12 protein-coding genes are annotated in these 14152 nt (G+C 59.5%); 3 read left to right on the top strand and 9 right to left on the bottom strand.

Annotation, left to right across the window (positions count from 1 at the left end; genetic code table 11):
* Window positions 1–693: 693 nt before the first annotated feature.
* The 8 genes from F6X42_RS04725 to F6X42_RS04690 all read right to left on the bottom strand — a co-directional run bounded on the left by F6X42_RS04725 (window position 694) and on the right by F6X42_RS04690 (window position 9594).
* Window positions 694–1998: an MFS transporter gene (locus F6X42_RS04725; RefSeq protein WP_184057120.1), complete on the bottom strand. Its 1305-nt coding sequence runs from the start codon at window positions 1996–1998 to the stop codon at window positions 694–696.
* A 603-nt stretch (window positions 1999–2601) separates the two neighbouring features.
* Entirely contained in the window at window positions 2602–3417 is an 816-nt protein-coding gene (locus tag F6X42_RS04720) for an enoyl-CoA hydratase/isomerase family protein (protein ID WP_187633096.1), read from the bottom strand.
* Window positions 3418–3555: 138 nt separating this feature from the next.
* On the bottom strand, window positions 3556–4965 hold the full coding sequence (locus F6X42_RS04715; RefSeq protein ID WP_187633095.1) for an MmgE/PrpD family protein: 1410 nt from the start codon (window positions 4963–4965) through the stop codon (window positions 3556–3558).
* Between the two features lie 40 nt (window positions 4966–5005).
* The gene (locus F6X42_RS04710) at window positions 5006–6160 is read right to left on the bottom strand and encodes a CaiB/BaiF CoA transferase family protein (protein ID WP_187633094.1); all 1155 of its coding nucleotides are present in this window, start codon (window positions 6158–6160) and stop codon (window positions 5006–5008) included.
* Window positions 6150–7379 carry a CaiB/BaiF CoA transferase family protein gene (locus F6X42_RS04705; RefSeq protein WP_187633093.1) on the bottom strand — a complete coding sequence of 410 codons (1230 nt, stop codon included), beginning with the start codon at window positions 7377–7379 and terminating at the stop codon, window positions 6150–6152. The genes F6X42_RS04710 and F6X42_RS04705 overlap by 11 nt, the downstream gene beginning before the upstream one ends.
* Before the next feature lie 51 nt (window positions 7380–7430).
* Window positions 7431–7850: a Zn-ribbon domain-containing OB-fold protein gene (locus F6X42_RS04700; protein WP_187633092.1), complete on the bottom strand. Its 420-nt coding sequence runs from the start codon at window positions 7848–7850 to the stop codon at window positions 7431–7433.
* Between the two features lie 25 nt (window positions 7851–7875).
* Entirely contained in the window at window positions 7876–9087 is a 1212-nt protein-coding gene (locus tag F6X42_RS04695; RefSeq protein ID WP_184057110.1) for a thiolase family protein, read from the bottom strand.
* A 9-nt stretch (window positions 9088–9096) separates the two neighbouring features.
* Window positions 9097–9594 carry a MaoC family dehydratase gene (locus tag F6X42_RS04690; protein ID WP_187633091.1) on the bottom strand — a complete coding sequence of 166 codons (498 nt, stop codon included), beginning with the start codon at window positions 9592–9594 and terminating at the stop codon, window positions 9097–9099.
* An 836-nt stretch (window positions 9595–10430) separates the two neighbouring features.
* On the opposite strand from F6X42_RS04690, the gene F6X42_RS04685 reads away from it, so the two are divergent.
* The 3 genes from F6X42_RS04685 (at window position 10431) to F6X42_RS04675 (ending at window position 13097) form a co-directional block, all read left to right on the top strand.
* On the top strand, window positions 10431–11012 hold the full coding sequence (locus tag F6X42_RS04685) for a carboxymuconolactone decarboxylase family protein (RefSeq protein WP_187633090.1): 582 nt from the start codon (window positions 10431–10433) through the stop codon (window positions 11010–11012).
* 90 nt (window positions 11013–11102) lie between these two features.
* Window positions 11103–12101, top strand: a complete 999-nt coding sequence (locus tag F6X42_RS04680; protein WP_187633089.1) for a Bug family tripartite tricarboxylate transporter substrate binding protein — start codon at window positions 11103–11105, stop codon at window positions 12099–12101.
* Between the two features lie 9 nt (window positions 12102–12110).
* The gene (locus F6X42_RS04675; RefSeq protein ID WP_281393944.1) at window positions 12111–13097 is read left to right on the top strand and encodes an Ldh family oxidoreductase; all 987 of its coding nucleotides are present in this window, start codon (window positions 12111–12113) and stop codon (window positions 13095–13097) included.
* Window positions 13098–13198: 101 nt separating this feature from the next.
* Here the strand turns inward: F6X42_RS04675 and F6X42_RS04670 are convergent, their stop codons facing one another.
* Window positions 13199–14152, bottom strand: a complete 954-nt coding sequence (locus tag F6X42_RS04670) for a zinc-binding dehydrogenase (protein ID WP_187633087.1) — start codon at window positions 14150–14152, stop codon at window positions 13199–13201.

The raw sequence follows: 14152 nt of genomic DNA, 5'->3' as shown, positions 1-14152 counted from the left end.
GTGCATTGCAATCCCACAGACTGAATCTCAGTTAAACGCCACCGACTGACTCGAAGTGTAAGCGCTTATTCTTGTGCGCCAACTTGTGATTTACGAAGCTTCGATTCGCAGCCGGCGAATGCGCGTGCTGAGGCACAGATCAGCATACCGGTGGCGGGCCCGATCCCACGGTCTCGCTGAGTCGCGATGTGGATCCGTCGGTTCGCCGACGTCTCCGACCCAATTCACGCCGCAACTTCGTTGCATAGTCTGAGGTCGACCGGGAATTCAGGCTGCGCCCTTGCACCAAAGCCTGCATGGATAACGTTGATCGCCGTGCCCGCTCTTCGCCGCGAAAACCGCTTCCTTTGTGCAGCTCGCGCGACAGACGCCCGACCAGTGGCTGCACAAAGCGCTTCATCGGGACCGCCGGTACATACTGCGTGATTGTCGGGGCCGACGGATTTTCGACTGACGTACTCCCGTGTTCCATGAACGCCGGACAGCGGCAAACCCCGTCGCACACGTGTCTCGAGCCATTGGCCGCCCATAGACGCTCCGCACGTATAGGACGGAGCATATCGAATTGGAAAGCTCGAATCGCGGTTCTAGCCGCGATGTTGCCGGGCGGGGCCTTCGACCCCTGCAGATGGCGTTCTTTTGCCGTCTTCCAAAGGGAGCGGCCGCGTTGCGCCACATAGGCGACGACAACTTTCAGGCACGGGGACTAGATGCAACCAAACTGGCGGTTACCGACGTCCGCAAACTTACTCCTCTTGTCTCAGGAATGAACTGGACGGCAATCAATCCTGCAGTTCCGATAATCGCAAGGTACACACCGACGGCCGTGGAGTAGCCGGAAACGCTTATGAGCCAGGCGGCTATGAAAGGCGCCGTGCCTCCGAAAACCGCCACGCTTAACTGGTAGGAAATGGCATGCCCAGTGGTCCGAAAGGACGTTGGAAACAACTCCGTCATCGTTGTAAATGCAGCTCCGCCATAGATGCCGACCGTGATGCCCAGCACAATCTGGCCAATCAGTGTGCCGAGAGTCGAGCCCGAAGTGGAAAGTAGCACTGCCGGGTAGGCAGTTATAGCTACGCAAGCGGCGCCGATCGTCAAGACAGTTTTCCGTCCGACGCGATCGCTCCACCTTCCGGAAAGATAAAGGCAGATTGCGGAGGCCATGATAGCGGCGGCATTGCATAACAGCGCGACCGTCGGTCTCAGATGCGCCTCCCTGACCAAGAAGGTGTACATGAAGCCCAGTAGCACGTATGCGCCAACCGCCAGGACAGGCATCACTAGAACGACATGCAGCATACACTTCAATCCCGAGCGTGTCGCAGCAACCAGCGGATTATCGAACCGTGCTTTTTGGGACGCTTGCTTGAACTCCTCCGGATCATCGAGGCTGCTTCTGAGCCAAAAGCCAACAACGCCCACCAAGCCGCCCAGAAGGAAAGGAATTCGCCAGATGCCGTCACTGTATGCGGCTTCGCCAATAGCGCTTTGCAGCGCAAACAGCAGGACGGCGACGAACGCGTTTGGCATAAACGAAAACAACGTGGTTAGCCCAATCCACGCGCCTCGGCGGTCATCGGGCGCTGATTCGATCACGTAACTGTTGCTGGCCGACGTCTCACCGCCGATTGCCAGGCCTTGAACAATGCGGAAAACGACGAGCAATACCGGTGCGGCTAGACCAAGGCTCTGATAAGTCGGCAATAGCCCGATCATCATGGTGGAACCTGCCATCAACCATACGGTGAAAGTGAGGACCTTCACGCGGCCTAATCTGTCCGCCACATAGCCGAAGAGGATCCCGCCAATGGGACGGGCAAAAAAGGCGACGGCATACACAGCGAAAGTGCTAAGCAATGCGGCTGTTCGATCTGTTCCAGGAAAAAAATACCTTGCAAGGATAGGCACAGAGAAGCCGAAAATAGCGAAGTCATAAAGCTCGCCAAAGTTTCCAATAGAAGCTGCGCCGAGTACACGCAATGATTGCCGTTTCATAGTCTCCTCCGATTTATGTAACTTGGGGTGCGCCTTAAAAGCGAGTTACATCTGGGAACGCACTCCCCATGACGTCGCCTGCATTACACGCAATATCTGCGGGATCCGATAAATTCATTCGAAAGGTAGAGTTCTGGCCTTTCCCTTAACGACACCTTCAGGCCGCGGTAGTTGCGCAGCGTGCGCCCGGTTGTCAGTCGAGCAAATCGCGATCTTCCTATCCCTGTCGGTAGGAGTCGGCTAGTGGGAATCCGATCTCGTCAAAGACTTCTTCGTGCCAAAGCGGAATCGGCTTTGGCACCGTGGACGTCCCTTTATGCCAAGAAAACCAGGTGCAGGAAGTCGATTTGTCTCATTTACAGCGCGATGACGCCGCGGGCTAATGGGACGGTACCGTTCTGCTTGGCTGGGGCGCGACTATCTCACTGGTCAACCCTCGCTTGAAAAGTCATCTCCAATGGATTATGAGCAGGTGCAATGCCTTGGCGCAGCCCATTATCAAACGGACCATGCACGTTATCGTTTAACTGCTGTTAGTTCAAGTCCGGCACAACACCACACACGATTCGGGCGCGGATATCGCTGGCGGGAAAAGTCGCATCATTACTCGCGCTCGCTACGCGCGCGTGTTGCAAACATTTGCACGCCGTCAGCAAGCGCGGGTGACGCAATCCGATATCGGTATTGGGTCCACCGCTCTAGCCATAACGCTTCCTTCAGCGGAAGTTCAAGGCCCCTGCGAGCGGCAGATTTCATGGAAGCCAGCGCTCGGGCATCAGTTTGCGCCATTCCTGTCGCAATTTGCATCGTCTCGTATTCCAGTTTCTCGGCGGGCACGGCGAGAGATGCCAGACCGATCCGCTCCGCCTCGATGCCTGTCATACGCCGGCCTGTGAGAAGGTAGAACAGCGCGCGAGAAAGGCCGAGTTTGCGCGGCAAGCGCTGCGACCCACCGCCACCTGGAAGTAGGTTGCGCCGGATGTGTTCGTCGCCCATCTCTGCTTGTTCATCGACTATGAGGATGTCGCACGACAGTGCGAGTTCGAAGCCTCCAGCGAGCGCAAAGCCGTGTACGCACGCGATCACAATTTGGGGCGCCGCTTCCAGCGCTTCGAACGTCGCTTGCATCAGATCCTGGTGGCCCATATGTGCCGCTACATCATTGATGACACCGCTCGCGAGCCATTTGAGATCATTGCCAGCACAGAATGCCCTCCCTGCGCCACGGATGACGATGACACGGACGTCACGTTCGACCTCTGCGCACTCGTCGATCGCGGACTTGAAAGCGATGAGCGTCGAACCGTCGAAGGAGTTCATACGCTCCGGACGATTCAAGGTGATGATGCGGACGTGCTCCGTGCTGTCGTCAACCAGGACGGTAGGAGGCGTAGGAGATTGCGACTCAACTTTGCTCATATCAACTTAACCTCCGCAGAGGGGTAACGAGGGGCGCCTGCTCGTGTCTTTCCGGAGGAGCCGCCCCGGTCCGCTGCTCCGGCGAGTCAAAAAAGCAGACCCGAGCAGCGCAACGCCGACGCGCCGCCCGCTAGCCGGTCAGGTTCCTGTCAACGAGCGAATCGCCGCGGAGAATTCGTCTATTTGGATATTCTCGAGGTTTTGTACAACGTCCCAGAATTCGCGAACCTTGAGGTCGCTAGGACGGCGATGCGCAAGGGCCGCACAATCGATGAACTTGCGAACGAGCAACTCGTCGGAAATAGGGAAGTCTGGATGCCCGATGCCGTGGCGGACCTGGTGACGATACGTCTGACCGTTTTTAAGATGCACCTCGACGTCGCCGCCCTCGACCGTGCCTTCGGACAGCGACTCGTCGACCTGCCAGGTCACACGGTCGGCCAGCGCGAGCACGCGTGAGTCGACCATGCCTTCGTCGGAGAACGCGGCCAACGGCACACTTCCGTGGGCCAATGCAACGCCCGCGCAGAACGGCAGGGCGCATAGCGCGTCCATTCGCACGGTCGGGCGTCGCCGCGCCTCGCCCGGTTCGCAAAATCGAAGATTCGTCTCACCCACGCGAAGCACCACCTTCTCGATCGACGCGGGATCGATGTTCTGCCTCTCGCGCACTTCGATCAGTGCCTGCAGTGTCGCATGCGTCTCGCGCGCCGACGGCCATGCCTTGATTGATATCCGCTCCGCCTCGTAGCGCTCTCCAAGTCCGCCTATCAGGCGCTCACGATCGTATTCGCCGCGGAAGAACGCGCCGTAGAAGCCGTACTTCCCTTCGAAGGCTGCAGCGTCGCCACGCAGGCCAGCCTTGGCCATGTAAGAGGCGGTCACCCCGTTGCGTGCACCGAAGCCATCGCGAAAGCCCCGCACGTCGGAGCCGGGGCCGTGATGGCACTCCAAGGTCGTGCCGGTTTGGTGCAGCGTCAGCCCATAGGCAGACTGAAGTTGCTGTGTATTGAGGCCCATCACCCGTGCGGACGCAGTCGTCGAACCCCAGATCGCCACCACTGCCGGCCAGATCCAGACGTAGTCATATAGCGACCCTTTGATCGCCAGGCCGACCCGGCACACGATCTCATTGCCCAGCAAGACCGAAGAGAGAAGTTCGCGCCCAGTGGATCCGGGTATTTCCTCGGCCGCGGCCAACGCCCCAGCGAACGAATTGCTCGTCGGGTGTGCTACCGCTTCGTCATGCACATCGTCAAAGTCGTACTGGTGCGCCATCGCCGCATTCGCGAACGCAGCCTGAGGCGCGGGCAGGCACACGTCGTGTCCAATGACGGTGCCCGAAGGCGTGCCACCCCAGCGTGAGAGCATCTGCACGATGCGCTGCGCGTTGGCGCCCGGGCCGCCGCCGGCGAGCATGACGCCCACCGTGTCGAAGATCGAGCGCTTAGTGCTGGCAACCGCCTTGGCCGGCAGATCTTCGAAGCGCGTCGTGGTAACAAACTCGGCAAAGAGACGACTGGCGTCGGGAGCTTCGTTGTGGGTCATGTGAAATCCTTGCGTGAAATTGAATGAGGCGTGCAAGCCGTTACTTCGCCTGCGCCGCTTCCAGCAGTGCATGCATCCGGTCGTTGTCCTGGCCTACATCCGGGGCGGACGCAAGCGGCGGCGGCCGTTGGCCGTCGAACGACAATGGCACGCCGACGCACTCGATCTCGTCGGGCGACGGCTTGCCGAGAATGCCCAACGCCTTGGTCTGCTCGTGCGCGATCAGTTCGGCCGTGGTCTGGATAGGTGCCGATGCGACACCATAGGCTTGCAGCTGCTTTTTCCAATATGCGCGGGTGTCGGTGGCCAGCCGATCGCCGATGAGGCCGTCGATTTCGGCCCGGTTCTGCAGGCGCCCGGCATTCGTCGCGAACTTTGGATCCGTCGCCCATTCGGGGTGACCGAGTGCCTCGCTCAGCTTTCCAAACAGGCGATCATTCGCGCAACTGACGATGAGATAGCCATCCTGCGTAGTGTATGCGCGATGTGGGACGATGAACGCAATGCCCGAGCCGTGGCGACTGCCAGGCTCACCGTCGGTGGAGTAATTCGCGATGCCGACTGACATCCAGGCAATGGCCGTTTCGAGCAGCGAGGAATTGACGGTAGCGCCCTTGCCGGTGACCTTGCGGCGGTACAGTGCAGAGAGAATACCGATCACCGTCCACATGCCCGTTCCGAAGTCCACGATGGACACGCCGGCGCGGGATGGAGCTTGCCCGTTCTCGCCAGTGAGACTCATGATTCCGGAGAAAGCCTGCATTAGCGGATCGTAGCCGGGTTCTTTGTTCATCGGGCCGACATGCCCGAACGCGCCGACTTCACAGCAGATCAGTTCCGGCTTGCGGGCTCGCAGACTCTCCGGGTCCAGGCCGTATTGACCTGCCGAACCCGGCCGCAGGTTATGCGTGAACACGTCGGCGTGGCGGAATATAAAGTCCTTGAGCATTTCCAGTTGCTCGGGATCTTTGATGTCGACGCAGATTGAGTGTTTCCCTCGGTTAAGGGAATGGAAAGCAGCGCCGCTGCCTTTCCATTTGCTTGGCCCCCAGCCGCGAGTTGCGTCGCCGCCGGGGCGCTCCACTTTCCACACCTGCGCGCCGAGGCCGGCGAGCGTCTGGCCGCCGAAAGGCAGCGATGCGTTATCGCTTAACTCAACGACGACCACGCCGGACAGGGGTAACTCATTGTGCATGGTTCAGCTCCTCACTTGAATCCCGGGTTTCTGCGCGAGCGCCGCCATCACGGAGCGCGGCCTCTACCTCTTGCTGCGCGAGTCCGTATTCACGCAGCACCTCAACGGTGTGTTCGCCCAGACGTGGTGCGGGGTAGCGCATTTCTGGCGTGCTTTCACTCCATTCTTGCGCGATTCCTAGCGTGCGGATCGACCCTTCAGTGGGATGCTCCTGCACGGAAAAGAAACTGACGGCCTTCATATGCTCATCGTCCAGAAGTGTTTCCGGGGTGTTCATCTTCACAATGGGAATGTCCGCCTCAATGAGCAGTCTTAACCACTCGTCGCTCGACCTTGTTTCGAAAATCTGCGCAAGGAATTCGAACAGTTCGACGACGTGCTGCATCCGTGCGGGCAGTGTCCCATAGCGGGGATCGGCTGCCATTTCAGGCCGGCCGGCTATCTCGAAGAAGCGCTGCCAATGGCGGTCGGTATATACGCTCACGCCGACATGACCATCGAGCGTGCGGTAAGGCTTGCGCTCCGGGCTCATCATGCGTTCGTACCCCCAGTCGCCGATGGGCGGAACGAATGTGTGACCATACAGATGGTCGCCTAACACGAAATGTGCGAACGTTTCGAACATGGGGACCTGAACGGCCTGACCGCGACCGGTCCGCTCACGGTAGTAAAGCGCCATAGCAATCGCATTGGACATAGCCATTCCGACAACGCGATCGGCGAAAGCAGATGCCACATACTGCGGCGGCCCCGACTTGCGCGCCTGCAATACCGGCATTCCGACTGCCGCCTGCATCAAGTCGTCATATGCGGGCCGATCCGCATACGGCCCGCGCTGGCCGAAGCCGAAAGCACCGCAGTAGATTAAGCGCGGGTTCATGTTGCAAACATCCTGGTAAGCGAGACCCAGCTTGCCCATCGTCTTCGGCCTGAGGCTGTACATGAGCACATCCGACGTAGACACCATGCGCTTCAAGGCGGCAAGACCGCTGTCTTTCTTCAGGTCGAGCACGACGCTGCGTTTGTTGCGGTTCGCGTGCAGGAAAGTGACGCTCATGCCCTTGTTGCGCGCCGGTCCGACCGAGCGCGTGGAATCGCCTTCCGGGGATTCGATCTTGCATACATCCGCGCCCATGTCGGCAAGCAACAGCGACGCATATGGGCCCATGATGTTGGACGTCATGTCAAGGACGCGTACTCCCGACAGTGGACCGGCCATATCAATACTCCTTTTTGATTTAGGACTAAGCGAATATGCCGCACTCGCCAGTTAGCGCATCAGTGAAAAAATAGGCAGCGTTTGCTCGCCGCGCCTAATGAACTTCACCTCGACGCCTTTTCCTACCGCCATTTCCTCTGCAGTCGCATCGATTTGCGTGAACAGAAAATAGCCTTCTTCCATTTGTACAAATCCGACCGTATAGGGGACTATGGAGGTCCACAGCTGTGTTGGACCTCGCATGATCGTACTAAACGAGTAAAGCGTTCCACGGCCGCTTGAATGCTTCCATTCGAGCGAGCGCGATCCGCAATGCGGGCAATGCGAATGCGCAGGCCAAACCGCCTGATCGCAGCCCGCGCAGCGCTGGTACTTGAGTTGCTCTTCTTGTAGCGCTTCCCAATAGGGCTGCGCATCGAGCAGGCGATACGGTTGAGGCCAACCGTTGGGGGAATGCGTTTCGGTGCTCACGCTATGCTCCTTGTTCGCGGGCCGTTCAGGTGTTGGACGAGAGGATGGTTACGCTTCCGGCTGCGAGCATGCCACCCGATCCCTGGACTAGCACGGTACGCGGGCGCTTGTTTGCGGCACGCCCGAGTGCTTGACCGCGCAACTGACGGATTGCCTCGATATAGCTGTCCATATTGCAGGAGATGCCAGGCTGACCGAAGGACAGCCAGCCTCCATTTGTGTCGGTTGGCAAGTCGCCGTCAATGCCGGTGCGGCCCTCACGATAGAGGCTGATTCCTTGTCCCTTCGTAGCGAAGCCGAGGTCTTCCATGATGATCGGGCCCATGTGCGCGAAGTTGACCGAGATCTGCGCCATGTCGATGTCCGCCGGGGCAAGCTGCGACATCTGGTATGCCTGCCGCGCAGCTTCGGCCGTGGCTGTATAGGTGAGGTTCGGGAAAGGCCCGAGCGCTTCGTATCGACAGCGCGGCATGTTTACGCGATCACCTAGGTACTCGTGCGTGGTGGCTGAGCCATAGCCCATCACATACACCGCATCGCGCGCTATTTTTGCGTTTTCCACAGAGGTGACCACCAGGGCACCGCCCGTGCCCCCGCCCCAGGTAGAACACATCCAACGCCGCAAAGGTGTCGCCACATAAGGCGATGCCAACACTTTGTCGCGATCGATCTCGCCGAACCGGGCCTTTGCGGCATGCGGGTGATGCACGGCCCATTTCTGATTGGCAATAGAGACGTCGGCCAGATCCTCTTCCGTTATACCGAATTCGTGAAAGTAGCGGCAGGCAGCCTGCGCATAGAGGGAAGGGATCGTCGGACCGTATGGAATCTCGAATTGCGGATCAGCATCCGCTTCGGCGCCCATCGCGACCGCATCTACGAAGAGTTCCGTCGCATCGCTTTGCAGACACAGCACGTATTGAGCACGGCCGGCAGCGATCATCTGTGAGGCCATCGCAACTGTTGCGTTCAGGCCTGCACCATGCATGGTGATTTCGCTATTGATTGTCACGGGCATCTGCATGTGCGAGCAAAAGATGTTGCTCCACTGCGAGCGCTTGTCGGCCCAAGGCGAGCGGCCGGTAAACACCGCGTCGATCTGGTCCTTACCTATACCTGCATCTGCAAGCGCTTTGTATGTGGCTTCGACCGCAAGTTGCAGAGGATCCTTACGCTCGCGCACGGACGCGTAGGCATCTCCCATCCCGACAATAGCGGCTTGTGGCTTGGGTGTCATGCGCGCCTCTCAGTCTTTCAGTTCAGGCAGCGAGAGATTGATGAGCGCGTCGAGCTCCTCTCGTTGACGGAGCATCAGGAGACTCCACTCTCCCTTCTGCACGACAATTCCGTCCTGATTGATCGCTTTCATGAGGAACTTGATTACGCCGTACTTCGCATCCTTTTCCTTCTTGCCGATGACTTCGCACGCGGCATAAATGGTGTCCCCGATGAACACTGGCGCAAGGAAGCGCATGTTGTCGATGCCGTAGTTCGCCTGGATCCCGAGGCCAAACTGGATCAGGCCGGTTACGATCGCATACGTGAGCGACCCTTGTACTAGTCGCTTACCGAAGCGAGTTTTTGATGCGTACTGGACGTTGGAGTGTATCTCGATCCAATTGCCGGTCAGGGCACAGAAATTCACCACGTCCGTCTCCGTCACAGTCCGTCCCCCGGAACGGAAGAGTTGCCCTAGCTCTAGCTCGTCGTAGGTCTGATCGATGCGGTTCTTGATCTTGCTCATAGTTCGGATGTCTCCCAGGGTAAACCCAGTGGTGGTGAGTATTCGGGGTTTGTTACGTGACGCGCGAGCGCGGCCAGCAAATGAGGTTTGCTTGGCGTCTTTCGATCGCGAGCTCGGAGTTGTGTCGTTGATACAGCGTAAGAGATCAAAGGACAGGAACCAACTCGCAAATTTGGAAGGTGCAATTCTCATCCGGCGAATCGGTCAAGCGCGACTGCGACTGAGATTCCAACGTGTCTGCGCGGACGATATCAGCCACCCGGATTGCCGGTCCGGATCCTCTCGACGCGACGGTTGGTAGAGAACATCGAAATCTGCAGCAGCACGCGCGTGTGGCGCCGATGACCATCTGGCCACTTGCTCGAACCGTTTGCGCTCCGCTCTGAGCTTCTGGCTCAGTCCTCTTAACGGTCACCATCGCCTTCCACCACTCGTTGCCGGATTGACGCGTGATCGGGAAGAGCGGGCCAGGCGTAGGACGGTCGCCGTGGATCGACCGATCTCGTGGGGCTCCGTTGCTCGAGCGCCGATAAACATGACCCGTGGTGCGCGCCATCGAGGAACGAGGCGACGAGGTCTTTGCTTCACGGGCAAAAATCCTTGTCACTTAACTGCGTATGCAAGCACTCGGCCAGTTCCTAGAATTCGCTATATCCGTGCGGGCGATCAGGCGCGAACAGCGAAGTGGTTGGCAGGACGCCTACGCCGCAGGGGGAGCGCCACTGAGGAAGCACCGTGGCGCTGCTGGTGGTGAAGAACTGGTGGCCGCGCGCAACGGGCTGATTCCGCTGGGCCGTATAGCAGCCGCTTGGTAGTCAATCGAAAGGAGCAACTTTATGCCACGACTGGAAATGCCATCTGAAGATGCCATGACCTCTGAACAGGCAGCTGTTTGTGCGGAAGTGATCAGCGGGCCGCGCGGAAAGGTGCCTGCGCCAATGATTGCCTGGTTGCGAAACCCGGACCTCGCAAGACGGGTGCAGAAGCTAGGCGAGCTGCTTCGCTATCAGACAACGCTCGAGCCGCAGCTCAGCGAGCTCGCCATTCTTGTATGCGCCCGGCATTGGACTGCACACGTGCAATGGAACGCACATAAGGCAATAGCGCTGAAATCGGGTCTCGACGCGCAAGTTGTCGAGGCCATCGCGGCGCGTCGCGTGCCGGCCATCAGCGAAGACCGCATGCGTGCGGTCTACGACGTCTCGTCGACGCTCCTCTCGACGAGCCGGGTGCCTGAGCAGCTATACGCGCGCGGCATTGAGCAGCTCGGCGAGCGCGGAATGGCGGAGCTTGTCGCGATTCTGGGCTATTACTGCCTCGCATCGTTCACGCTTAACACGTTCGAGTTAGGCCTGCCAAGCGGCGTTGCACCGGAACTGGAGGATCCGGACTATCTGGAGACGAAGACGGGCAGTTGACGCGGCTGGCAGTAGCGCGGATCCATCCGGACCGCATGCAGATCCCGGCCCAGTGCGGGACGAACATTCCAAATACAGACGGAGACATTCATGGGTTTTTCGCGCATGAACCGCCGTGACGCGTGCCTCGCGCTCGCTGGTTTGCTGGCCGGCGGACTTGCACCGGGTCTCGCGGCGGCGGACGAGTTTCCAGGTAGGCAGGTGACGTTGATCGTTCCCTATGAGCCCGGTAACACGGGAGACCTTTGGGCACGGATGGTCGCGCCGAAGCTTTCGGCGCTGTGGAAACAGCCCGTAATTGTGCAGAACATGCCGGGCGCGAGCACGATGATCGGCGTTGCCTATGTCATGCGTTCGAAGCCTGACGGTCACACGCTGCTGATCGGGAGCCTCAGCACCACCATGGCCAAGCTGACCAATGCGAACGTACATTTCGATCCCCAGGTCGAGCTCGCGCCCGTGCTCAAGTACCTTAAGTTCAAGATGGTGCTGGCTACGAATGCCGTTACGTATGCCAAGGCGAAAAATCTCCACGAACTTGTCACGCTCAGTGAGTCGGTGCCTGGCGGAATCTTCTACGGTGGCACAGGGCCGGGCACCGCTTTCAATATGAGCGCGGGCTTTGTTCTCAGGGGACTCGGTGTGAAGTATTCCGAAGTGAACTACAACGGCACGCTACCCATCATCCTTGCGTTGATTCGTAACGAGGTGCAGGTGCTCGAGAACACACCTGCGGCGCTGAAGGGGCATATCGCCGACGGCAGCATTTACCCTATCGCGGCGTTCGGCGAAGAACGCTTCCCCGAGTTGCCGAACGTCCAGACAGTGCGTGAAGCGGGGTACAAAGGGTTTTACCCGGTCCTCTGGAATGGAGTGTTCGCGCCAAAGGGCACGCCGCCACGCGTACTCGACCGCATCGCCGCAGACATTCACGCCGTCTCGACGGCACCGGATATGAAAGATCGTATCGAATCGACTTTCTCCGGTTTCATACCCCAGTCCAACCCGCAGCTGTTTGCGCACGAGATCGAAACGGAAACGACGCAATGGCGCGACTTTCTTGCCAGCATCCATTTCACGCCTCACTAACCTGTCCCGATGGAGAACCCAGTGAAGATCAATACCTCCGATGCCCATGGCGTGGCGGTCGCCTTCCTCGTGCGACGCGGCATGTCCGAGGAACACTCGCGAATGGTCGCCGATCACCTCATTTACGCAATGCTTGCCGGACATGCGTACGCCGGCCTGCCTAGGCTCATTCCCATGGCCGAACGGCTGCGCAAGACCGGAACCGGCGGCACAATCCGGACGGTCAAGGAGACGGATAATTCCGCGCTGATCGACGGGGCGAATGTCAACGGCTACGTCACATCTGTCATAGCGATGAAGAAGGCTATGGCACTTGCGAAGGCGAGCGGCGTGGGCATTGTGGGCGTGAACAACAGCTGGTTCTCCGGACTGCTTCGCTATTACGTCGAGCCTGCCGCAAACGAGGGCTTCATCGCGATCCACGCCGCGAACTCGACGGCTCGAGTCGCGCCACATGGCGGCGCCGACAGTTTGCTCGGGACGAATCCGATCGCGTTTGCATTTCCCGGCGAGCGCTCGCCACTCGTGATCGACTTCGCCACCTCGCAGCTGATGTGGGGCGACGTCATTTACCACGGGCAGCTCGGCAAGCCGCTTCCGTCGGACTGCGCTGTCGACCCGCAAGGACGGCGGACCACGGACCCCGCAGCGGCGCTCGCTGGTGCAATTCTGGGATGGGGCGGTGCGCGCGGTTATAGCGTCTCGCTGGTCGTGCAGGCGCTTGGCATTCTCGCAGGCAGCGATCCCATCATTGGCGAGGCGGGTAAGTGGGGCTATCTGTTCATTACGATCAACCCTGAACTCTTGATGCCGGTCGACGAATTCAAGCAGCGCATCGGCGTCTTGCGTTCCTCCATCGAAAGCTCCCGTCCCATCGAGGGCGGCGGTCCCGTGAGGGTGCCGGGAAGCGCGACCGACGCGCGCCTGGCCGAAGGGCGTGCGCGTGGTTGGATCGAGATCGAAGAGGAAATCTATCGCCGCCTTACGGTGGAGTAATATCGCGAATCGCGACCGTCATCGCAGCCTGTCATGCCGTTCAGCAAAAGCGCTGAACGGCATTTTTTTTAGAGTTCGTGCCTGGGTAACGCAGACAGGAGTCAGGCCGGGACGGACAGGACGATCTTGCCAAAATGGGCGTTCGAACTCATTCGGTCAAGGGCCGCGGCGGCCTGTTCGAGGGGGAACACGCGATCGATCGGCAGCCGCAATTTGCGCTCGGCAATGGCGGCCGACAGGTCGCGTGCCATCAGTGCCGTGAGGTCGCGAATCTCATCTACTGATCGCGTACGGAAAGTGACTCCAGTGTACGAGATGCGACGCAGCGCGTGCCAATTGAAATCTACGACACCCTCACTGCCTCCGAGCCGGCCGACATTGACGATGCGACCGAGCTTGGCGCAGGTCTTCATGGTCTGGTTGAAGGCCGGTCCGCTCACCTGGTCCACGATGACATCCACGCCCTTTCCGGCAGTCGCGTCAAGGATTCTTTCTACCCATTCGGGCGCGGAGGCATCCAGCGCATAGTCCGCGCCGAATTCCTGGAGCCGGCTACGCCTTGCGCTGTTCGTCGAAGTGCCGATCACGGCGCCTGCTCCGAGTAGCTTCCCGATCTGCATGCCCATGAGTCCGACACCCGAGCTGGCGCCGTGGATCATGAGTGTCTCGCCGCGCTGCATGCGGCCTGCCGTGACGATCGCATTGTGCATGGTCTGGCAGGCGAGCATCAGGACCGTTGCCTCCTCGAACGCGATGCCGTCCGGAATACGCATCGCGCGGCCCCGATCCGTAACGGCGTATTCCGCGTATGCACCGGTTCCTGTGCACATCACGCGGTCGCCTGGTCTCCATTCGGTCACGGCACTTCCGACCCCGGCGATTTCGCCGGCCCACTCCATGCCAATCACCTTGCCATCTTTTGCAGCCACGCCTGAAAGATCGGCCCGATTCAGACTTGCCGCGCCTACACGCACAAGGATCTGGTCGGGCTCAGGGCGCGGCACGGGGGTGTCGCCGGGCTGTGCACCGGCGGAGGTTGCAAGTATCGCTTTCAT

This window comes from Paraburkholderia podalyriae, assembly GCF_014397785.1.
Taxonomy (GTDB): domain Bacteria; phylum Pseudomonadota; class Gammaproteobacteria; order Burkholderiales; family Burkholderiaceae; genus Paraburkholderia; species Paraburkholderia podalyriae.
Note: the sequence above shows the minus strand (reverse complement) of the source record. Positions and strands in the feature narration are given on the sequence as shown.

What these genes read in the sequence shown, in the direction of transcription:
- F6X42_RS04725 (WP_184057120.1), bottom strand. Translation starts at nt 1,998, where the DNA reads ATGAAACGGCAATCATTGCGTGTACTCGGCGCAGCTTCTATTGGAAAC.
- F6X42_RS04720 (WP_187633096.1), bottom strand. Translation starts at nt 3,417, where the DNA reads ATGAGCAAAGTTGAGTCGCAATCTCCTACGCCTCCTACCGTCCTGGTT.
- F6X42_RS04715 (WP_187633095.1), bottom strand. Translation starts at nt 4,965, where the DNA reads ATGACCCACAACGAAGCTCCCGACGCCAGTCGTCTCTTTGCCGAGTTT.
- F6X42_RS04710 (WP_187633094.1), bottom strand. Translation starts at nt 6,160, where the DNA reads ATGCACAATGAGTTACCCCTGTCCGGCGTGGTCGTCGTTGAGTTAAGC.
- F6X42_RS04705 (WP_187633093.1), bottom strand. Translation starts at nt 7,379, where the DNA reads ATGGCCGGTCCACTGTCGGGAGTACGCGTCCTTGACATGACGTCCAAC.
- F6X42_RS04695 (WP_184057110.1), bottom strand. Translation starts at nt 9,087, where the DNA reads ATGACACCCAAGCCACAAGCCGCTATTGTCGGGATGGGAGATGCCTAC.
- F6X42_RS04690 (WP_187633091.1), bottom strand. Translation starts at nt 9,594, where the DNA reads ATGAGCAAGATCAAGAACCGCATCGATCAGACCTACGACGAGCTAGAG.
- F6X42_RS04685 (WP_187633090.1), top strand. Translation starts at nt 10,431, where the DNA reads ATGCCACGACTGGAAATGCCATCTGAAGATGCCATGACCTCTGAACAG.
- F6X42_RS04680 (WP_187633089.1), top strand. Translation starts at nt 11,103, where the DNA reads ATGGGTTTTTCGCGCATGAACCGCCGTGACGCGTGCCTCGCGCTCGCT.
- F6X42_RS04675 (WP_281393944.1), top strand. Translation starts at nt 12,111, where the DNA reads ATGGAGAACCCAGTGAAGATCAATACCTCCGATGCCCATGGCGTGGCG.
- F6X42_RS04670 (WP_187633087.1), bottom strand. Translation starts at nt 14,152, where the DNA reads ATGAAAGCGATACTTGCAACCTCCGCCGGTGCACAGCCCGGCGACACC.